The 20,754-nt window shown below is 55.7% G+C and carries 18 protein-coding genes and 6 pseudogenes; 14 read left to right on the plus strand and 10 right to left on the minus strand.

The genetic code is table 11. The annotated features are described in order from the left end of the window. Positions 1–1,332: 1,332 nt before the first annotated feature. Positions 1,333–1,650 (plus strand): hypothetical protein, encoded by a 318-nt coding sequence (locus tag SLW74_RS23710; RefSeq protein WP_369317917.1) that lies wholly within the window; start codon positions 1,333–1,335, stop codon positions 1,648–1,650. A gap of 107 nt (positions 1,651–1,757) precedes the next feature. Here SLW74_RS23710 and SLW74_RS23715 read toward each other — a convergent pair. From SLW74_RS23715 to SLW74_RS23735, 5 genes and pseudogenes are all read right to left on the minus strand, one after another. Further along, positions 1,758–1,889 (minus strand): annotated as a pseudogene (locus SLW74_RS23715) (integrase); the annotation flags it as partial. A 150-nt stretch (positions 1,890–2,039) separates the two neighbouring features. Beyond that, entirely contained in the window at positions 2,040–3,239 is a 1,200-nt protein-coding gene (locus SLW74_RS23720) for a sensor histidine kinase (protein WP_410930316.1), read from the minus strand. A gap of 139 nt (positions 3,240–3,378) precedes the next feature. Next, positions 3,379–4,332, minus strand: a complete 954-nt coding sequence (locus tag SLW74_RS23725; RefSeq protein WP_369317915.1) for a tyrosine-type recombinase/integrase — start codon at positions 4,330–4,332, stop codon at positions 3,379–3,381. Position 4,333: 1 nt separating this feature from the next. Continuing rightward, on the minus strand, positions 4,334–5,026 hold the full coding sequence (locus tag SLW74_RS23730; protein WP_410930317.1) for a hypothetical protein: 693 nt from the start codon (positions 5,024–5,026) through the stop codon (positions 4,334–4,336). A gap of 211 nt (positions 5,027–5,237) precedes the next feature. Further along, positions 5,238–6,269, minus strand: a complete 1,032-nt coding sequence (locus SLW74_RS23735) for a diguanylate cyclase (protein ID WP_410930318.1) — start codon at positions 6,267–6,269, stop codon at positions 5,238–5,240. Between the two features lie 375 nt (positions 6,270–6,644). Between SLW74_RS23735 and SLW74_RS23740 the strand changes: the two genes are divergently transcribed. After that, on the plus strand, positions 6,645–6,866 hold the full coding sequence (locus SLW74_RS23740) for a hypothetical protein (RefSeq protein ID WP_369317912.1): 222 nt from the start codon (positions 6,645–6,647) through the stop codon (positions 6,864–6,866). Between the two features lie 925 nt (positions 6,867–7,791). Here the strand turns inward: SLW74_RS23740 and SLW74_RS23745 are convergent. Then, positions 7,792–8,073 carry a hypothetical protein gene (locus tag SLW74_RS23745; protein WP_148279879.1) on the minus strand — a complete coding sequence of 94 codons (282 nt, stop codon included), beginning with the start codon at positions 8,071–8,073 and terminating at the stop codon, positions 7,792–7,794. Positions 8,074–8,143: 70 nt separating this feature from the next. Here SLW74_RS23745 and SLW74_RS23750 point away from each other — a divergent pair, with 70 nt between their 5' ends. The 3 genes and pseudogenes from SLW74_RS23750 to SLW74_RS23760 all read left to right on the plus strand — a co-directional run bounded on the left by SLW74_RS23750 (position 8,144) and on the right by SLW74_RS23760 (position 9,276). Further along, positions 8,144–8,677, plus strand: coding sequence for a hypothetical protein (locus SLW74_RS23750; RefSeq protein ID WP_369317911.1), 534 nt, complete (start codon positions 8,144–8,146; stop codon positions 8,675–8,677). A 103-nt stretch (positions 8,678–8,780) separates the two neighbouring features. Further along, positions 8,781–9,046: pseudogene (locus tag SLW74_RS23755) on the plus strand (transposase); the annotation flags it as partial. After that, positions 9,004–9,276: a transposase gene (locus SLW74_RS23760; RefSeq protein ID WP_410930319.1), complete on the plus strand. Its 273-nt coding sequence runs from the start codon at positions 9,004–9,006 to the stop codon at positions 9,274–9,276. The pseudogene SLW74_RS23755 and the gene SLW74_RS23760, both read left to right, overlap by 43 nt. A 114-nt stretch (positions 9,277–9,390) precedes the next feature. Here SLW74_RS23760 and SLW74_RS23765 read toward each other — a convergent pair whose 3' ends face one another. Further along, positions 9,391–10,812, minus strand: a complete 1,422-nt coding sequence (locus SLW74_RS23765) for a sugar porter family MFS transporter (protein ID WP_410930320.1) — start codon at positions 10,810–10,812, stop codon at positions 9,391–9,393. Positions 10,813–11,553: 741 nt separating this feature from the next. Here SLW74_RS23765 and SLW74_RS23770 point away from each other — a divergent pair. After that, a pseudogene (locus SLW74_RS23770) lies at positions 11,554–12,452 on the plus strand (IS30 family transposase); the annotation flags it as partial. A gap of 44 nt (positions 12,453–12,496) precedes the next feature. On the opposite strand, the pseudogene tnpC reads toward SLW74_RS23770, so the two are convergent. From tnpC to SLW74_RS23785, 3 genes and pseudogenes are all read right to left on the minus strand, one after another. Further along, positions 12,497–13,671 (minus strand): annotated as a pseudogene (gene tnpC, locus SLW74_RS23775) (IS66 family transposase); the annotation flags it as partial. Beyond that, positions 13,625–13,936 (minus strand): IS66 family insertion sequence element accessory protein TnpB, encoded by a 312-nt coding sequence (gene tnpB, locus SLW74_RS23780; RefSeq protein WP_369317908.1) that lies wholly within the window; start codon positions 13,934–13,936, stop codon positions 13,625–13,627. The pseudogene tnpC and the gene tnpB, both read right to left, overlap by 47 nt. Positions 13,937–14,246: 310 nt before the next feature. Continuing rightward, positions 14,247–15,044 carry a hypothetical protein gene (locus tag SLW74_RS23785; RefSeq protein ID WP_369317907.1) on the minus strand — a complete coding sequence of 266 codons (798 nt, stop codon included), beginning with the start codon at positions 15,042–15,044 and terminating at the stop codon, positions 14,247–14,249. Positions 15,045–15,428: 384 nt separating this feature from the next. On the opposite strand from SLW74_RS23785, the pseudogene SLW74_RS23790 reads away from it, so the two are divergent. From SLW74_RS23790 to SLW74_RS23825, 8 genes and pseudogenes are all read left to right on the plus strand, one after another. Further along, positions 15,429–15,739 (plus strand): annotated as a pseudogene (locus tag SLW74_RS23790) (transposase); the annotation flags it as partial. A gap of 83 nt (positions 15,740–15,822) precedes the next feature. Beyond that, positions 15,823–16,965 carry an IS481 family transposase gene (locus SLW74_RS23795; RefSeq protein ID WP_410930321.1) on the plus strand — a complete coding sequence of 381 codons (1,143 nt, stop codon included), beginning with the start codon at positions 15,823–15,825 and terminating at the stop codon, positions 16,963–16,965. Positions 16,966–17,013: 48 nt separating this feature from the next. Then, positions 17,014–17,118: pseudogene (locus tag SLW74_RS23800) on the plus strand (IS5/IS1182 family transposase); the annotation flags it as partial. Between the two features lie 498 nt (positions 17,119–17,616). Then, positions 17,617–17,862: a hypothetical protein gene (locus tag SLW74_RS23805; protein ID WP_369317906.1), complete on the plus strand. Its 246-nt coding sequence runs from the start codon at positions 17,617–17,619 to the stop codon at positions 17,860–17,862. Then, on the plus strand, positions 17,855–18,118 hold the full coding sequence (locus SLW74_RS23810; RefSeq protein ID WP_410930322.1) for a hypothetical protein: 264 nt from the start codon (positions 17,855–17,857) through the stop codon (positions 18,116–18,118). Before SLW74_RS23805 ends, SLW74_RS23810 begins: the two co-directional genes overlap by 8 nt. Positions 18,119–18,493: 375 nt before the next feature. After that, on the plus strand, positions 18,494–18,655 hold the full coding sequence (locus SLW74_RS23815) for a hypothetical protein (protein ID WP_369317904.1): 162 nt from the start codon (positions 18,494–18,496) through the stop codon (positions 18,653–18,655). Between the two features lie 69 nt (positions 18,656–18,724). Further along, positions 18,725–19,774: a phenylacetaldoxime dehydratase family protein gene (locus tag SLW74_RS23820; RefSeq protein WP_133777133.1), complete on the plus strand. Its 1,050-nt coding sequence runs from the start codon at positions 18,725–18,727 to the stop codon at positions 19,772–19,774. An 87-nt stretch (positions 19,775–19,861) separates the two neighbouring features. Then, positions 19,862–20,728, plus strand: coding sequence for a transporter (locus SLW74_RS23825; RefSeq protein ID WP_369317903.1), 867 nt, complete (start codon positions 19,862–19,864; stop codon positions 20,726–20,728). Positions 20,729–20,754: the final 26 nt, after the last annotated feature.

A 20,754-nucleotide genomic window follows, 5' to 3' on the forward strand; every position in this document is an offset into this window, starting at 1 on the left:
GCTGCTTTGCTCCGAATGAAGGGCCGCGGGAGAACTGATCGACGTGGATGCGCGGATAATAGCGTCGACGGAACGGCAAAATCTGCATTGGTTGTGGACCGGGTGGTCCCGGGGTCTGGCAGGTCAGGCCCCGAGCACGTCTCGATCATCATTCTCACTGTGCGTGAGTTACAAGCGTCAGTAGTCAATTTATGTCGTTAAAATTCATTAAAATCATGTGGTTGCGTAATTCCGACAGAATTTATTTAGTAGGTCACACGGTAAGGCCTCAAAAAATGCGGAATGCGACAGACTTTATTTCTGATTAGCCCGTCGGCTAATCCCAGTAATTGCTGGGCTCGATCCGCCAGACTTTATTCCGTAGGATCACAGCAAGGAATTCAAAAAACTGGAAAGCGACATCCTCACACAAGTGCAGAATGGCTGGACAGAATTGTCGCGGGAGGCGATGCACTCTTTAGTCAAAGAGGCCTTGGCAAAGGGCGAAATTACGCCGGAGGAATGTGACCAGCTCATCAAACTGATCGACGATGCGAACACGCCTCCACCGCCCCCGCCGCCCAGTGAGGAACCAAAGCCCAAGAAAAGAAAAACGCTGGGTCCTAAGTGAATTTGCCATGAAACATTTGATTGCGCTGACCGCCGTCGTAATCCTCATAGCAGGCTGTGCAAGCCAGGAACAAAAGGCCGCCCAACAAGCGGCCGCCGAGGATGCCCAGTGCCAATCCTACGGAGCCAGGCCGGGGACCGATGCTTACATTCAGTGCCGGCTATCGTTGAGCCAGCAACACGCACAGGAGACCAGGCTCGGAAGCAGCGCGCGATACAGGCCCTGCAGAACTACCATGCCCCGCAATCAGTACAGCCAATGCCAGTGAACACGTACCAGTTGCCCACTACGGTGAACTGCACGTCAACCTCCTTCGGCGGGACGACCAACACCAGCTGCCGTTGACGCTGATCGTTTCTGCAGTCTAGCTCTCGGCCAGCGGGAAGACCGAGAGCGATCGGCGCTGGTCGACGCGTTTCCCTCTCAACAGACTGATGGTCGAAGTTAAATAGGTAACGTTACCAAAATGGATTATAGTAACGTTACCTCACCTCAATTGCGTCAGATCCCAGATCATGGCCGACATCCCCGAAGCACCTCCAGCATCATTGACCCAGGCTGCCCCTGCAAAGCGCAAGCCAGGCCGGCCATCGACCGGCAAAGCGCTACCCCGGGCGACCATTCAACGTCAGTACCGTTAGCGCATTAATAGTAACGTTACCAAAAATACCGTCGAGGCCTTGGACGAGAACATGGCCTTGCGCGCACAGGTGCTCCAGCTGATGAACGAGCTGGAAGATGCGCAGATGAAAGCCCGGGTAGAATTCGAGCTTGGCGAAAAAGCTCGAGCACGTGTCCGTGAGCTTGAACGGTTTTTAGCCGCTGCTCAGCCGTCTGGCTCTAAAAAAGCTGCAGCGCAGGCGCGCTATGAACTTCAGGGTCGAAGTGGCTTTGACGGCGAATGGTTTCGAATGGGATCAGAGTGGACTTACAAGACGAAGTCCGCCGCTCTGGCAGATCTCACGCGGACTACAGAGGGGAAGGACGATTCGCCATATCGAATACTGGACCGCAAAACCGGCAAGATCCTTACGGCGTGAGCGGAGCCCCGGGTTGATTTCACCCGCACCCCGCTTTGCCTTGTTGCCCGCCTATTAATGGTAACGTTACCTAAAACCTTCACTTTTCCGCGTTGCACACACACAACTCAATACTTCACCCTGAACGTGGGTGAGTCCTCTGGCCGGTTCTGCCGGCGATCGTAGATCCGCGTCGTGCTGATATTGGCGTGGCCCAGCCAGGCCTGCACCTTGGCGATATCCGCCTCGTGCTCCAGGGCATATGCGAGCAGGCTGCGCTCGATAATTACATGATTTCTTTGCTGAAGAATTACTGCTAACACCATCGCGCGATTTTTTGAAAATCGTGAACCATTGTTTGATGTTTCGGCATAGAAAGTCTGAGGCAATCCGGCAGAACCTCGGAATAATCAAGCAGAGAATTCCAGAGTAAAGAGTGAGCCAGGAAGAGCATTTTCCCATTGAGGTTCACCTCCCAGCTGCCTGCTCAAGCGAGAGATGAGTTTCATGCCTAGGCTAGCGGGTTTTCTTTGCTGCCAATCCTCAGGTAGCCCCGGGCCATGATCGCGTACTTCCAATCGGAGACGGTCGCCGGTGGGCTTGATGCTGATGCTTACATCGCCTGGTTTCTGTGGAGAGGCGTATTTCACTGCGTTGGTGACCAGCTCGTTCACTAGCAAGCCTAGAGGAATTGCGTCATCTGTGGGAATCATTACCGGAGGAGCTTCGTACGTCAGGATTTTGGTTGACGCAGAGCTGCTGAATTTCTCGCAAAGTTCCCTCAGGAAATCCTCCAGATTCAGGCTTCGCACTTCGCCCGTTTGCCACAAACGGCCATGCAGTTGCGCAATGGTCAATACGCGCGTTTCTGCATCGCCGAGTGCTTGGCGAAGTTCTGCGGACGGAGAGTTGTTGCTCTGCACGCGCAGCAACCCCGCCACAATCGCCAAGCTGTTCTTGACCCTATGGCTTACCTCCTGCATCAACACATGCTGGTGTTCAAGGGCGTGCCGTAATTGCTCTTCGTTAGCCCGCAGTGCGTCTTCATAGCTCTGACGTTCCAACGCAACGCCTAGGAGATTGGCAAAGCCCTGCATAAATGCCAGATCAGCGTCGGTGAATCGGCCATCGAGCGGACTGTCCACTTCGAGTACGCCATAGGGCTCATCCGCGACTAGTAAAACCACGTTGATCGCCCGCTTCACGTTGTGGTCAGCCAGGATTCGTGGTGTGGGGAAACGGGCTTCTGCCTGCAGGTGGTTTGAAATGACCGCTCGTCTTGTCTGAAAAGCGAAACCCGCAGGGCTTTCCAGATCGGCTCCAGCGCGTGCATGCCCAACGTATCCAGGTTCCCAGCCCACACCGGCGATCATTAGAAAGTCGCCCTGTTGCGGCTGAAAGGCCATGACCTTGCAGAGCAGGGTGGACATGCCCTCTGCACACAGACGGGTAGCCTCCTGAAGCAATAGCGCTGCATCGTGGTTTTTCAAGGCGAGCAGTCCAAAATCTGCCGTCAGCTGCTGTTGACGGAGTCGGTAAGCCAACTCTTCGGCGTTGGCCGCTCCTTGCTCTGGGGGGACGGGCGCAGCATTGTAATGATCAGCGGACATCAATGACCTCTATGACGTGGGTTCCCTTCGTGAGCAGAGCCCCGGGTTGACGTCACCCGCAGCCTGCTTGGCTTTGCTGCCTGCCTATTAATGGTAACGTTACCTAAACCTTTCACTTTTTCCGCGCTGCACACACACCTCAATACTTCACCCTGAACGTGGGTGAGTCCTCTGGCCGGTTCTGCCGGCGATCGTAGATCCGCGTCGTGCTGATATTGGCGTGGCCCAGCCAGACCTGCACCTTGGCGATATCCGCCTCGTGCTCCAGGGCATTCGTTGCCGCTGTAGCACGCAACCCGTGCACCCCCAGCCCCGCAACCTCTATCCCCGCAGCTTTGGCGTAATGCCCTACCACTGCGTAGATGCCATCGGCGCTGATTCCTCCGCCCGTGGTGCGGCCGCGCAGCGGGTGGAAGAGGGGAGTCTTGCCGTCCTGCTGATCAAGGCTGGATGCTTCTAGGTAGATGTAGATGCGTTCAGCGGCCACCGGATGCAACGGCAGAAAGCGCAGCTTGCCGCCCTTGCCGTGGATGCGCAGGTGCTTGATGCCTCGACGCTCCTGCAGGTCGGCGAGCATCAGCTGCGCGGCCTCTTCGCGGCGTAGCCCGTGGTACAGCAGCACCGCTAGAAGCGCCCGATCGCGCTTGCCTTTGAGCGTGTCCGGATCTGGCGCATCGAGCAGGGCTTTAGCCTGGTGATCACCGAGCGCCGGCGTTTTACCTTCATTGGTTTCGATTCGGGGTCGCTTGACGCCATGCACCGGATTGCCGCCGGTGACCGCATTGCTGTTGAGCAGGTGGTCATAGAGGCTGGCCAGCGCCGCCAGTTTGCGGCGAATGGTTGCGCCGGCCAGGCCCCGGCGCTCCAGATCGGCGCGCCAGGCGAGCACGTGCGCTCGGGTCACCGAACGGAATTCGTCTGCAGTCGCTAAGCCTACGAAATGACAGAAGTCCTCCAGGTCGCCCTGGTACGCACGCCGCGTGCGCGGGTTGTCGATATTGGCAAACCACTCGACGGCGGCCGGCACGGCGGCCAAGTGCTGAAATTCCGCAGCGGTTAGCCGGCGTCCCTGCTGGGTAACAATTTCAGTCACGTCACAGCCCTCGCCAGTTATCGCGATGAACCTCGCGACAGCGGTGGATCACTTGCGCTACGAGCGGATCGCATGGGGTAGCGTGTATCCAACTATCCTCAAAGGATGGGAGAGGACCGTCGGCTTGTAGCACCGCATTCAATTCCAGCGAAAGCAGGATCAGCGTTTTAAACGCGATGGGAACCTGGACATTTTCAAACTGCGCTCGCTGCTCTTTTATTGCATTCAGCGTATCGCTGGCTTTGATCCTACTGTCCCATTCTTTGGACTTGTGATGGACCAACGCATTGCGTGACTTTATCAATGCTTTAAGTCCATTGATGGCTGGGCCATCCTCTCGAAGGGATCGGCCACAAACCAATCGCGGAATGATTAGCCATTTGCCCACTACATCCAGCTTGTCCAGGTACTTTTTTGCAAAGTGCTCGCCTAGCTGGAGGGTCGCAAATTCATACGCCGCAGCTTCAAGGGTCATGGCGGAGAAAACGATGGTTTTAATTCCCATCATTTTCTTTCTTTTTTCGTGCTCATGGTAAGCAGCAGCGTCATGTTCCAGCTCTGGGCGAATCACAGGGCTGGCTTTTCCCGATAAGAACTGAGCAAACGCCTCCTCGGCAATTTCTGCGTAGGTGTCCACCATGGTGTCCTCGAGGATCCAACCATCGCGCATTTGAAACGGTTCAGTGGTACCCATCAAGAATTCTCAGCTAATTAACGATAACGAATTTGAAGGGGAGACTCAGTTGTTTGTCCACGAGGCCGACACGCTCAGTTCCCTGCAGGCAGAAATGGACGCCACAAAAGCCGCACGAAAGAAATTCAGATACGTGGACTTGGTCTCAGTGATACCAGTGGCTTAGCTGATTGAACTGCAGGAAGCATGACGAATATTTGATGAAGCCCAATCAGGCATATGCAGCGGCGATCTGATTTCTGCCCTGACCCTTGGCCTCATAAAGCGCCAGATCCGCCGCCCTCAACCAATTCTCAGCGCTATCATCATGGACGCTGAACTCGGCAAACCCAATGCTGAGCGACACGGCTGGGACGTCGAGCCGCTCACTAAAAGTCTGCTGGAGATGTTGCTGCAGTCTCGCGAGAGTGGCTCGAATCTGTTGAATGTTCGATCCGCGGATAATCAGTCCAAACTCGTCTCCGCCAATCCGCCCGGCAGTATCGGTTGGACCCTTTACCTTGGCCAGTACCTCGCTGAAAAGTTTGATGACGGCGTCACCTGCCAGATGGCCATACCCATCATTGATCGCTTTGAAATGATCCAGATCGATTAGTGCCACTGCAGAGCGGGCAAGGCCTCGCTTGGCTAATTCGTATTCTTCGTCAAGGATGCTGCGCCAAGCGCTCTGGTTGAGTAAGCCAGTCTGCATATCCGTTCGGCTGTGCTCACGAAATGCACGTTTATGCGCCGCTAGTTTTGCGCTTAAGTGGTAGGCAGCGCCTCCGACCGCCAGTGGGTACACGGCGAGCATTGGTATACAGGCGTAAACCTGTAGAGGGGTCGTCTCCGGCGCAAATCCCGGGTTTAAGAGGCCAGTGAAGGCCAACACAGCAGTCGTCAGCGACGCGAGCGATAAACGAAGTAATAGAGGCCCCCCTACCGCAATACTGTTCATGCACAGCATGGAAATTAGCAAGGTTGTGGGAAGCAGATTGAAGTGCATAGCAGCCACCCACAACCCGCCAAAGGCCGATTCGACAAGCAAATTACGGCGTTCAACGCTATAGGGTATCGCGCTCCTGCGAGCCAGCAAGAACGCTAGATGAGGCCAGACAAAGCCTTGGAAGGCCAGAAGGCCCCATATCCAGGCTGGGGTAGGGAGGGTGTACAGCACTGCGGCAACTGCCCAGAACCCAACAGCAGAACCTAGCGCCCGCGGCAAGTACAAGCGTTTGGCAAAAGATCCTGTTTTTGAGGTCATGAATTTATCGTCTGCAGGTGATCGGCGGGCATGGTAGCTCGTATTTGGTGGCCTTGCGCCACCATCCGACCGAGGGTGTAATGCTAAGTTCAATTCAAACGATCAGTTAATCCTCTCTAAACCTGTGCTTACTCATTGTTTCGACGCTGCGCATCCATCATAAATTGCAGATTGACGTGCCGCGTCTATTCGCCCGCATCACCATAAATACACGCCTGATTTACGGTCATTCCCGCAGGCCAACTAATCATGGCTCAGCGTTGCCAACCCAGCAGAACCAATCGGTGACGAGTGGCACTCTGCCATCTTCTTCGTTGTGGCTTAATATCGTATCGAGCAAAACCGCTTTGGATATAGCCCAGACAGGAGTTTGGCATGACGCCTAAAAAAGCAATGGAACACGCCCGCCAGGACATCGCGGAGTTACACACCTCTCCGACTTACGATTGCTGCGAAAAAATGCATGCGGCCATTCGCGGCTACAGTCAGGCTCTGCTGGACGGCGGCCGGATCAGCGCAGCACAGCAGAAAGTGCTGATGGCCGAGGCCGACGCGGAATTAAGAGGCTGGGAATTGCCATCCGTACCCTACGCCTAGCGTCTGCCACAGCAAGTGGACCAGGTATGAATCGAAGTAAGCGTCCATTCCATGCCCAGGACACACGAACGCATCACCGAGCAAGTAGGGTGGTCTAGTGGAATCGATCCGCCTCGCCTGAGTGCTGCATTTGCAAAGCACAACGCGGCGATCACGATTGATTATATTCGTCAGGTGCGTGAGTTAGGCATTTAGGTTGTAGCTAATGCTGTTACAGCATAGTAACCGCTTGTCTGGCTGACCCTAGGGAGTTGGTCGGGGCAATGATCTATGCTGCCTGTGAGCTGCGTAGAACGGGATATCCGTTAAATAGTCCCCCGGACTTTGCGTGAAGTCTGGGGCCTTCTGTGGAAGGCCACAACTGACTCACGAGAAAGCGGCTGCAGAAGGACGGGAAATCCCAATTTTCCGTGAACACCAGGTAGGGCCTGCTGATACCCTTGTTAGGAGGCCCTGGCCAGACTCTCTCCAGATCCAGCACGATTCCCGTGCAATCCTGACAGAGAGGCCGCATGACCACCCGCCGCGCTACTTCGCTTCGATCTGGACAATTCAAGCACCTGATCCGCGTTGCATCCGTCACTGACCGTTTGCCTGAGCGCGATGTGATGTTGTTCCATTAGCAACTTGGATCAGAGAGTCGCGTCACCTAGAAGCCGCAATAGCTGGGATTGTTCCCGTGATCATCGATCTTGAATGGTACGGAGGGGAGGCGGATACACCAGTAATCCACAGAGCATTGGAGCGGTCGAGTTTCCTGGTCTATTGGGGTTCGGCGTGATGGTATTTTTCAAGCTCGCCTTACCGAGGCCATGTGCAAAGGAAAACCTCGCTCGACTCGGCAGCCCACATAGTGCGGGCTAAGCTCAATGGTCGTCGGTAGCCTCGACTACGACAGAGTTCTGAGCCATTCGAATTTTTGAGCTCAAAGATTTTTCGCACAGATTGGCTGTGATCGGGCATCAAGCAGCGGTTCGCTACGGAGTTGTCCATCAGGTGCAACACCTTGGTAACGGGCGCAGCCCTTGGGGTCGTACTCAATGCGCGCTTTCTGATACTTGAGTCGCGCATCAGCCGCCTGAAAGGCGGTGACCTCGGCGCTCGGTAAGCCGTCATTGCCATAAGAATGAAGGACTGTAGTAGCTGGCTTAGATTGCGCACAGCCTGCGATCAAAGCTGAAGAGAGAATAAATAACAGTGCTTTCATCAGGGCTTCCCATGGTTAAGGATGTTGCTGAACAATTTACTAGTCTAATCGATCTTGGAAGAGTCAGGCCTTGGCCTTCGTCAAGGCTACCGGAAACTGCGCTGCCACGCCGCAGCTGGGATGCTTGATTAGGGTCAGATTTACCGCTTTCCGCCTATACCCGCTTGCCAAGCAAATCCAAATAGGAAAACGCGACCATGGATACTCCGCAAGTCATTTTTTTTATGGTCATGGCAACCGGCATCAAACATGGCCAGAGCCCGTTCCACTTCGTGCGTTCCCTAGTCGTGCCCAGGCGGAAGAATGGCAGGGCAATTTGCTGGATTACCACATCAGCCCGCCGGATCTTCCTGCCGGGGGTGATGATGCCGATTGGAAAGAGCACGACGCTCAGTTAAAAGCATGGCGCGATGCCCATCCAGCCGGAGTTGCCGTACAAAGCGGAGATCCTTTTTCAGCTGCTGTCTCTGCTACTCGCATGCCCATGCTGATGACCGACCCTCGCCTGAAGCGAATCCCAGACGAAACCACCATTCTCAACTTCCGTCGCCTGCGGGAAAAACACGAGTTGGCCACTGGCATTCTCGGCGTGATCAATGACTAACTGGGCCAGCGTGGCCTGTCACTGCAACAAGGCACCTCGTCGATGCCACGCTGATTCATGCGCCACTTCGACCAAGAATAAGGACAGTAAACGCGACCCGGAAATGCACCAAACGAAGAAGGGCAACCAGTATTACTTCGGTGCCAAAGCGCACATTGGTGTCGACGATGACTCGAGGCTGGTGCACAGCGTGGTGGTCACTGCGGCCAACGTGGCGGACGTGACCAAGTCGACAAACTGCTACACGGTGCTGAGAACGTGGTCTGCACCGATGCAGGCTATACCGGTGTCGCGAAGCGCAAAGAGCATGCTGGACGCCAAGTCATATGGCAGGTTGCAGCCCGGCGCAGCACCTACAAGAAACACGGAAAACGCAGCGTGTTGTACAAAGCAATACGCAAGATCGAGAGAACCAAAGCTCAGGTTCGCTCCAGGTTGAGCATCCATTTCGGGTGATCAAACGCCAGTTTGGTTACGTCAATGTACGCTATCGCGGCCTGGCGAAGAACACGGCACAGGTGCTGACGCTGTTTGCGCTGTCGAACCTGTGCATGAAGCGAAAGCAATTGCTGCTTGTCGTGGCCGAGATGTGCCTGTGATCGGGGAAATTGCGCGAAAAAGCGCCGAAAACGATGGAGATTCCAACGTCTGAGCGCAGCTCAGCGTGCCGATATCACATGTCTCGTCATTTGGTAGTGTTGATCAGACCATCCTTAACGCCCGGAGCGCTTGAGGAAGGTGCCCTGGCGCAGCGAGGTTTCGATTTCTTCCAACGACCGGCCTGCGGTTTCCGGTACGAAGAAGAAGATGAAGAGCACGCCCAGGACGTTGAGCAGACCATAGAACGCCATGGCGCCTCCTACCCCCAGAATACTGACCAACGATAGCGCGGTCCCGGTTAGCAGCAGATTGGAGCCCCAGAGCATAGCGGCGTGGGCGCCAGTCGCCTGATCACGGATCGACAGCGGATAGATTTCCGAGCCCACCAGCCAGCCGATGATCTGGATACCCGCCGAGTTGAAGACCATGAACAGCAGCAGCAATGTCACCACCAAGCCGCCATGGTGTTCGCCACCCAGTTGCCAGCGGAAGACGGCAGCCAGGGTCAGCAGCACGATGGCCGCCAGGGGCATAGTCACTAGCGTCAACCGCCGGCGACCAACATGGTCCACCACAAGCTTGCCGACAAAGGTCATGACTAGATAGGTTATGGCCACGCCCAATGCCGCCAACAGCGCCGAGGAATGGCCAAAGCCAGCCTCGGCAAGGAAGGTCGGCGTGTAGTAGATCATCATCTCGATGCCCGACAGCTGGGTGAACGCCGCGACGCCGAGTCCGGCGATCAGGGCGGGCCGCAACCATGGCTGCCGCAGCGCCGCCCAACCCGTGGGGGCGTCTTCGAGTCGCTCTTGGACCGCCCGGATCTCGGCGATCTCCCTGCGCACCTCGCGGGATGTCTCCCGTACCTGTTCGAGGGTTTCGCGCGCCTCGGGCACTTGGTCGGTCTCCACCAGCCAGCGCGGGCTGTCAGGCAGCCAGAGCATGCCCAGGAGCAGTATCAACGCCGGCACGGCGGCCGCACCGATCATCCAGCGCCAGGTCCAGGATTCCTGCAGCACGTAACCGACCACGGCCGCCAGGAGGATGCCGATGCCGATAGACACGTTGAAATAGGCCACTAGCCGTCCGCGCTTGTCCGGCGGTGCCAGTTCGGCGATGTACATGGGCACGATCTGCGTCGAGGCGCCCACCGCCAGCCCCAGCATGAAGCGAAAGGCCCCTAGCCAAAAAGCGGTGGGCGCAAAGGCGCAGGCCAGCACTCCGACGATGTATAGCAACGCAACCAGCATGATGGTGCGGCGTCTGCCTAGGCGCGTAGACAGGCGAGTGCTGCCCACGGCGCCCAGCACGGCGCCGGCGAGGATGGACGCGGTAACCAGTTCCTGAGCCTGGTGATCGAGGCCGAAGTCACGGCTGATCTGCAGCAGGGCCCCTGAAATAATGCCGGTGTCGTAGCCGTAGAGCCCGCCGGCGATGGCAGCCACGAAGGCAACGAGGATCATGTAATTGGAGGGGGAAAGATTGCCCTGAGGTTGGGGCTGTTGTCCGGAAAGGGATTGCGGTGGAGTAGACACAGATGCTCCTCTGTCAAGACCCTTGCGCCACTGGAATAAGTGCACCAGATCGAGCGCAATAAGGGTGCGGCAGCACTAAAGGAAGTCAGCTCATGGAAGGGTCAGGGATTTGAGCTGAGAACGAAGGCATGATGCTCAGTAGCACTGCGCATCAATCGGCCATTGTAAACAATAAGCAGCGGCTTTCCCAGTGCATTATCTCCCTTGGATACTCGACAGGCCCACTTCAGCGAAAAGCGCCAGAAGTTTCGAATAGACTTGAGCCAAATCGTCGGTGTCGAGTCGACGGGCTCACTAGACGTTCGATAAAAAGCACGGCGCATGTTAGATGTAAGTAGGTCCTTCACCCTCACGATGGATAGCAGAAAGTGGAGAAAAGCCGAAATTGGCCCTGCCTTGACGCGAACGATACCCATCTCGGGGGGGGATTCAGAGGCTCTACTGCCTACAATGCATCATGACAGGAAAATTATTCGCTCATTGAGTGCCATCAAGAGCTTCTAGAATTTCCAAGATCCAGAAAATCCATTTCCTCGTTATTAAAAAAGCATCACCGCTGCTCGCTCGCTTCTTACATGGAAATCCTCGTGTGAAAAATAACCCGAATGGGAAACGTACTAAAGAGGCGCAGGGAACAGGTGGTACCGCCCCAGTGAATATTTTGAATGGGTAGTTTCCAACATGAAGAACGACGGCTGCAAAAACTGAGTGCAACACCTCGACCTCAGGTAAAGTGCGGCGATGTCTTATACCGAACTCAGTATTGAGGAACGCGTATTCATTCAAATCGGGCAATATCGGAGCATCAGCCAGCGCGAAATCGCCCGTCAGTTGGGGCGCAGTCCGTCCACCATCAGCCGCGAGATGAGAAGAAATAAGGTTATCAACGCGAGCTATGCGGCCTGCCAAGCCCAGGCTTTTACTCGTGAACGTCGAAAAGTCTGCTGTCCCGCCAGACAGCTGGTGCCCGGCAATGAGCGATTCGAGCTGATTGTCTGCTTGCTTCGAGAAGGCTTTTCTCCCGAGCAAATCGCGGGCAAGCTGCGTCGCATGAAAATCAATTTTGAAGAAGCTTACGTCTGCCCTGAAACCATCTACAATGCCATTTACGCACTGCCTATGGGCGAGTTGCGCAAGGAGCTGATCCTGTGTCTGCGCCAAGGAAAAAGCACCCGCAGACCGCGCAGTGGCGGCGTTGACCGGCGCGGCCAGATTCCGGACATGGAGAGCATTCACGTGCGTCCGCCCGAGATCGAAGACCGGCAAATGCCCGGCCACTGGGAGGGCGATCTGATCAAGGGCAAGGACAATGCCTCGGCGGTGGGCACGCTTGTTGAGCGCTCCAGTGGTTATTTGATCCTGGTCAAAACGCGCGATGCTACCGCAACCTCGGCGGTGGAGGGGTTCAGCGCGGCGTTGAACAGCATGCCGCTGGAAGTCCGTAAAAGCATGACCTATGACCTATGACCTATGACCTATGACCTATGACCTATGACCAAGGCCGTGAAATGGCCAAACATGCTGAACTGACCCAGAAAACGGGGGTGGCGATTTATTTTTGCGATCCACATAGCCCGTGGCAGCGCGGCAGTAACGAGAACGTCAACGGTTTGATTCGCCAGTACCTGCCCAAAGGTACGTAAGCGCTCCATAAACCCCACCGAAATCAAAATTGGTAGAGCGCTCAGCTAGGCGTTGCGGGTGAGCAGTTCCACGGCAGCAAGGCTTCGTAATCTTCAACCGAAGTCGCCTTTGGCAGGCGTTCGAGTGCGTGGCGCAGCCACGCATAGGGCTCTTGGCCGTTGGCTTTGGCAGTCTCGACCAAGCTATAAAGTTGAGCACTGGCCGTTGCGCCCTTGGGCGTGTCGCTAAACATCCAGTTCTTTCTCCCGATCACAAAGGGGCGGATAGCGCGTTCAGCGGCATTGTTGTCGAGCGGCAGAGAGCCTTCCTCGACGTATCGCTCCAGCTTGCTCCAGTTATTTGCAAGGTAACTGATCGCTTTCCCAGGGCATTCTGAGCGGTGACCTGTGGCTGCGTCTTTTCGATCCAACTTTTCAACTGAGCCAGTATCGGCAGACTATGTTCGTGACGACCGATCTTGCGTTCATCCTCACTGCAAGCTTTTAGGTCGCGTTCGATGCCATAAAGCTTGTTGATCAGATTCAGCGCAATATCCGCGCGCCCCGTTTTACCTTTGGGCTGCACTTTCTGTGCTTCAACGAATTTTCGACGTGCATGAGTCCAGCATCCTAAACGCTCAACGCAAGCTTGAGCGCCCAGTGCGTTGTAACCGGCATAATCATCGGTCATGACGTAACCGCGATAGCCTTCGAGCAGGCGCGTCGGTACCTCCTACGCTCGACTGGTAGAGTAGTCGAAAAGTATTACTGGTCTGTCCGGCGGGCCGCCGGTTTGCACCCACATCCATGACTGGCTGCTCGGCTCACGGCCAGGCTCTTTTAACACCTTCACCCGGGTTTCATCGCAGTGGATGATGCGGCTGGCCAACAGGCTATCGCGCATTAAATTCAATAGCGGCTGGAAATGCTCGCCGCACTGGATAACCCAGCGAGCCAAGGTTTGGCGCGGGATATCGATGCCGTGGCGACCCAATACTTTTTCAAATCGATGAAGCGGCAAGCCGTCCACATATTTAGTGGTCAGCAACATCCCCAGAACGCTCGGGCTGGCCATGCTTTTTTCAATCAACTGAGCTGGCTTTTCCGCAGTGATCGGAGGGGCTTCGCAGTCGCGGCAACCATGAACTTTGCGGACGTGTTTGATGACGCGGATCTTCAGCGGGACGATTTCAAGCTGCTCGCTGATCTTCTCGCCGATGGCGTGCTTGCGGCAGGACAATCGCTTCATCCGTAACGTCAGGCGATGTTTTAAAACGCTCGGACTCCAGGCGCTTGAGCCAAAGGCAGAAGCCGTTGCGTTCCCAGTACAAGATCTTCACGCGGTTGCGCGGCTTGTTGAGGAAGACAAAAAGCACTGGGTCAAAGACCGCGACCTTGATATCCAACTCGACCAACGCAGCGAGGCCGTCAATGGATTTTCGGAAGTCGGCGGGCTTGGGATAGAGATAGACTTTTTCGACTTTTACATCGGGTCGCATCATGGCAAAAGGGGCCCTGACAGAATCGGGAGCACAGCATCAAGCATCAGATAAGCGCTTGGAATATGAGATTCATGGAGCGCTTACACACTTTTTGCCCTGTCGAACCTCTGGATAGCTCGAAAGCGGTTGCTGACGATGGGAGAAGTGCCCCTGTAATGCGGTAGACCGCCTTGAGAAGGACACAATTGAAGATAAAGCGATGAGTTAACAGCGGAAAAGGTCTGGTTTTCTGACTGCGCGAACGTTTTTTGAGCCTCAAGCCAAGAGGACGTCAGGAATAGACGCCTACTTCAGACCTTCCCTAGATGTGCTATGAAACATGCGCGTGAGGAAACATGTCAGTGTGATCCGAAATACCTACCACAGCTATAGGGGTTAAATTGTGTGCCGATGCAGCCTGGTCTATTGTATAATCGCCACTCACTGCATGGGTAGCCGTAAATAATTTACCAAAATGATCGATAGAGGTATTTACGGTATCGCTCAGCTTTGTAATGTTCTCGGTTAGCCTAAGAATATCAAGGGTTCCAGTCTGCTCATCATAACTGGAGCCAAGCTCTTTGACTACGGCGCTGAGATTCGTAATGTCTTGAGTAGATTCTATAGCGTTTTTCGTCACACTTGATACGTAGGTGGCGGATGATTTGATGAACGCGTTTATTCCCAGACCCACTTCGTCCCCAATCAGCGCAGACACAACTGCCAAATGGTCTAGTACGGGAATTAGCGTTCCATCAATGTAGTTTACGGAAGCAATGGCACTACTGGCCACCAGCCCGTTCATGTGATCAGATGTCTTACCTAGGCTGTCCAGAGACTGAATGATAAGCGTATTTTCATCCGTGTCGACGACGCCATCGCTGAGCGCGTCCACGATGGATTTCGTGTGGTTGATGACGTCGACCGAATCTGAAGCAAATGCTACCAAATTGGATTGTTGTACGTTTATAGTAGAGAACAGACTGGAAAAGCTATTTATAAGCGGGTGAAAGAAATTGCCAGTCGACTTGTCGAAGTCATTCAACCCTGGAATAATCTGGGAGGTTATAAAGTTAGAGCTTTCCCAGTTCCATCTTACAAAATCATTAGTCAAAACCTCTTGGTTCATGTCGACTTCTCCGTTTTTAGGGTAGCTAAGAAACATATTTCGGATCTAGATGCCCTGAGAATTTACTTTAATTCCCGTTCTCACCTAACAGCTTGGCAGCCTTGTAGCAACATGGCAAGCTTTTTTGGGGCAAATTGCCATCTCCATATTGTAAGAGGCGAGAGGCTGCATTACGAGCCCTATTCGGGAACCCGTACCAGCTTTGAAATTGGGCCTTGACCAGCTTTCCAGTCGAATTTCAGCCATCGTCAATGACTTAACGTAAGGGCGGTCTCGAAAGCTTAGCGCGAGACTGAGCTATTGAATTAGTTGTGGGCATCTTATGATGCCAACCCATCACTTGCGTCATCACTTTGATTAGGTTTTGTACGAACGTATTGGCGTATGGGACACAGTCGGGGCGGCCTTACTGCTAAGATCCACATGGTCTGCGACGCCAATGGCATGTCCTTACGCTTCATCCTTTCGTCGAGGCAAGTCAGCGATATCGCACACGCCCAATCGCTGTTGGATCAGGTCGAACTCCCGGTAAGCCGAGGCGACCACGCAAGCGTAGTCGCTGGTTACCGGCTGAAAAGGGCTATGACGCAGAACACCTGCGTCATTACTGCGACTGTTACCAAGTGCACACGGTGATCCCGCTGCGCGCCATGCCAGGCAAACACCCACCTGGCTTTCCCCGACTCTTTGATCGCTGTATAAACCGGCGACATAGGTGACAGCTGTGCTAAGACATGGTGGACACTCTCCGGCAGCACAGACTGCCGGAGCCATGACCATGCCTTGGGATGAGAAAGACATCATGACGTTACGCGAGGAGTTTGTTGCTTTAGCGCTGCAAGATGGCGCCAACCGTCGAGAGCTTTGCCGACGATTTAAAATCAGCCCTCAGACAGCGTACAAATGGCTGTCCCGCTTCAAATCAGATGGTTTAGAAGGCCTGGAGGATCGTTCACGACGCCCAAAAACGAGCCCCAACCAATCTGCGATGAGCGTTGAAAAGCAGGTCGTGGAGCTGCGCGTCCAGCATCCTGCTTGGGGAGGTCGGAAAATTAGCCGGCGACTACAAGATCTCGGTGGCCCCCAAGTCGCACCGAGCACCGTGACTTCGATACTGCACAGATACCAATTGATATCGCCTGAAGCCTCTGACGCTGGCAAAGCATGGCGCCGGTTTGTTCACGACGCTCCTAATGACCTATGGCAAATGGACTTCAAAGGATATTTCCCTACATCTCAAGGGCAGTGCCATCCCTTGACGGTGTTCGATGATCACTCACGGTTTAATTTGGCGATTCAAGCGTGCGGCAACGAACGGTATGCCACGGTCAAAGAGCGCTTGATGGATGTATTTCGACTTTATGGTATGCCCGTTCAGGTCAATACCGACAACGGCGGGCCATGGGGGTCCCCCCGAGTGCCAGGAGAGCTATCTCAGCTCGGAGTCTGGCTGGTTCGTCTTGGGATAAGGCTCACGTTCAGCCGCCCGTGGCATCCACAAACTAACGGTAAAGATGAGCGCTTTCATCGCTCACCGAAGGCAGAGGTTCTCCGAGAAAGAGCGTTTCGGTCACTCAGCGAAGCCCAGCTTGCCTTCGACGATTGGCGGAACATCTATAACCACCAAAGGCCACACCAGGCTCTCCAGATGACAACGCCAGCGACCCACTACCGAATGAGTCCAAGGCCGTATCCGGAAACACTTCCAGAGCTTGAGTACGGTCCAGAAGACACGGTTGTCAAAGTGCACTTTCATGGTAACGCTCGTTTTCGAGGCGAGTTGATTCCCGTCTCGAAAGCGCTTAGAGGGCTGCCCATCGCTGTAAGGCCTAAGGGGGCTGCGGACGGGTGCTTTGACGTCTACTTCAGCCACCACAAGCTCTGCGAGATACATCTGCGCGGGCGCAAGCCAAAGCCTTGAAACCGTCCACCATGTCTTGGCACAACTATCACCTTTGTATCTGGTCCATACAATCGCCCAAAGTATTCACAGCGGAACATCATTGAGCGGATGTTTGGCTGGCTGAAAGAGAACCGAAGAATAGGGACTCGCCACGACAAGCTGGCTCGTTCAGCTTGTTTGCCGAGGAACGTGTCTAATGAGCATGTACAAATTCGGTCGCCCCAGGGAATGGGAACTTGGAAAACTGGACGCATCGCTGGGCCCTATACCGGGTGCCTCAAGTCTCGAAGCTGCGGCTGGGCCCAATGGCCACATCGAGCACGAGTGCCATTTACCCACGCTCCGGATTGCTCGACCGCTAGCAAAGGGCACATCAGTGCTCAGGCCTGGCATTTATTGAAGAGACGAGGTTGCCGCGGGTTTCAAGAGATTCGCCCGGATCAAGTGAACGCGGGCATGATCGAACTTGCCGGCGCGTTCCAGCTCAGTGGCCATGTCCAGATGCCAGTCCATCATCGATCGAAGTTTGGCGACCTGGCCAGGGCTTCGTCCTTTTACTGTGGGCATCCTGCCCTTCTTTAGATTGTGGCTTACACTGCCACAGCATAGTGCCCACGTGCCGGGGCCCACATACGACTTCGGTATGACGTCCAACGAGGAATGCCCGCCATGCCCATGACCAATGCCGACGCCGTGGCCCGCGCGCAGGACATGATCGACACAATTGGCACGCTGTCCGACGGACTGGCACAGTGCAACGCCGCCCAGGCGCGCTACTACATTGCCTCGCTGTACGAGCTGGGCCTGCTGGAGCAATCCCAGTTTAACGAGCTGATGGCGGCCAACGTGCAGGCGCTCAATGACTGGGAAACGCACCACGCCGGCATGAATGCCGATGGCCTCTTGAATGATTGATTGCACTTACAAAATGAAGAAGACCCCGGAGCGCATCGCTGAGCGCGTCGAGCTGCTGATCGAGGCGATCCGTGGCGGGATGAGCGACGCGTTCGCCGAGCACAATGCCGCGTTGACCATCGACTACATCAAGCAGGTGCATGAGATGGGCATCATCAATGCCGAGCAGTTAGAGGCATTGGTGATCGCACTGAATGACGCAGCGGACAGTTGGTATCCAAAGGTGGACAAAGAAGGCCTGCCTCTGGAGGGCTGACGCGCGTTACCGATACCGGATTTTATGGTAAGCCAGGCCAGCTCAAGGTTTGCCTGACAGCCGTTTGGGCCTGTCGCAGGCAGCCACTGCCTATGGAGTCTGCTGGTAGCCATACACTGTTCACGCACCTTCACTGAAAGCCAGCAAAGCCCCTATTTTCGCCCTCCCATAGCGCACTCCGCGAGCATTTTTCGCATGTCCGCACCACTACGATCCATTTTGGCTGTGAACGCTGACAGCCAGGCCCGCCGGTGGGTTCAAGGCTGTCCGTGTCAACCATTCGGTTGTCCGCCAGAGCCAAGCGCCGCACCTCCCCACGCCCTAAATTCCTCCTCGACAAGCGTCCGAACTTAACGCGACCGAGGAGGCCATGCCATGCCGACACACACTCTGCCGTATCGCTTCGATTCAGCCTCGTTAATGCGCCAGCGCGACTTGGCGCCAGAAGAGTACGCGGTCTATTTCATCGAAGTCATCGGCTCGGCGCTCAGTGCGCGCTGGCTTGCTTTGAGACGTGGACGATCACACCAATCCTGATGCACCCCTCTGCCAGAACAACAACCTCTCTGCGCCCTATTGGCCAACACTGTAGCAACAGGAGTTCATATGGAATCCGCGATCGACAAGCACCTTCAATGCCCTCGGACGTTATCCAGCCGCGTGCCTGACGACTACCAGCCGCCGTTTCCGATGTGGACAGGCCGCGCCGATGCCAGCCTGCAACAGGTCGTGATGGGCTACCTGGGCGTGCAGTACCGAGGCGACGAGCAACGCGCCGCCGCCTTGCAGGCCATGCGTGGCATCGTTGCCAGCTTCGCGCTCGCCGATGGCCCGCTCAGCCATGATCTGACGCACCACACCGATAACAGCGGTTACGACAACCTCATCGTGGTCGGCTACTGGAGAGATCCAGGCGCGCACTGCCGCTGGTTGCGCTCGCCCGAAGTCAGCGCCTGGTGGGAGTCGGACGCACGCTTGAGCGACGGCTTGGGCTATTTCCGCGAGATGGTCGCGCCGCGTGCCGAGCAACTCGAGACCCTGTACGCCTTCAAGGATCAGTTGCCCGGCGTCGGCGCACTGCTGGACAACATCAGCGGTGACATCAAGGAGCACGGCTATTGGGGCTCGATGCGCGATCGCTTCCCGGCCTCGCAAACCGACTGGATGCAACCCACCGGCGAGCTACAAGTGGTGGCTGGAAACCCGGACAAGGGGGGCCGCGTGGTGGTGCTGGGTCACGACAACGTGGCGCTGATCCGCTCGGGCCAGGATTGGGTAGAGGCCGAAGCCGAAGAGCGCGCGCTGTACCTCAATGAGATGTTGCCAAGCCTGCAGGACGGCATGGACTTTCTACGCGACCAAGGCAAGGAGCTGGGCTGCTACAGCAACCGCTTCGTACGCAACATCGATCTGGACGGCAACCTGCTCGATATCGCTTACAACATCGGTCATTGGCGCTCGGTGGAAAAACTCGAGCGCTGGGCCGAATCGCATCCCACTCATCTGCGCATCTTCGTGACCTTTTTCCGCGTGGCGGCAGGTCTGACGAAACTGCGGCTCTACCACGAAGTGTCGGTGTCGGACGCCAGCAATCAGGTCTTCGAATACATCAACTGCCACCCCCAGACCGGCATGTTGCGCGACGCGAAGCGTTGATTCGTTCGCCCGCCTAGCACCTCCATAGACGCCACTGCGCGCCCTCGCGAACGGCGACGCGGATGATTCCCGTAAGGAAGTAAATCCATGAGCAAGCTACGCCCGTTGCTGCTGACCGCCATGCTGCCTGCCATTCAAGCCAATGCCGTGGAAGTGACGCCCGGCGACTACGAGCAGTACCCGATCGGGGCAACCATCGGCGCGATCTACTACCAGCACGCCAGCACCGATTCGCTGTATTCCCACGGCCATAAAGCCAGCGACAACTTCAACTTGACCTCCGATGTCAGCATCCTGCGGCTGCTGCATGTCTACCCATTGACCGACACCTTGACGATCGACCCACAGTTCCTGTTGCCCTTCGGCCACATCAAGGGCGGCGGCGATGCCTCCGCGCTGGACAGCACCACTGGCATCGGCGACCTGATCCTTACCGCGCCGCTCAAGTGGCGTCTCAATGAGGCGCGCGACACCTTGAGCGTGGGTCCCTATGTCTATGTACCTACCGGCAACTACGACAAGAACGACGCGCTCAACCTGGGCGAAAACCGCTGGAAGTTCGACCTGCAAGGCGCCTACGTCAAACACTTCACTGACAAATGGGCGATGGACCTGGTGGCGGACGCCATCTGGTATGGCGACAACACCGACTACGGCGCCAACTCCACGCGCCTTGAACAGGACGTCTCTTACGCCGCGCAGATCATGGGCCGCTACATGCCGGACAGCACCACTACCTTCGGTCTTGGCTTCGGCCATAGCTGGGGCGGCGAGACGCAGGTCGCGGGTGCCAATCAGGACGACCGCGCGGACATTACCAACGTCCGTTTGACGGCTACCAAGTTCGTCACCGCCAAGGACCAATTGCAATTGCAACTGGGCCGAGACCTCAGAGTGGAAAACGGCGCCCGGGAAGACTTTCGGATGAATCTGCGCTACGCCCACATCTTTTGATTCACCCACGCCTGGCGGGCGCAGCT

Origin of the sequence: Pseudomonas sp. W5-36, assembly GCF_046540455.1 — a bacterium.
Lineage (GTDB): Bacteria > Pseudomonadota > Gammaproteobacteria > Pseudomonadales > Pseudomonadaceae > Aquipseudomonas > Aquipseudomonas graminis_B.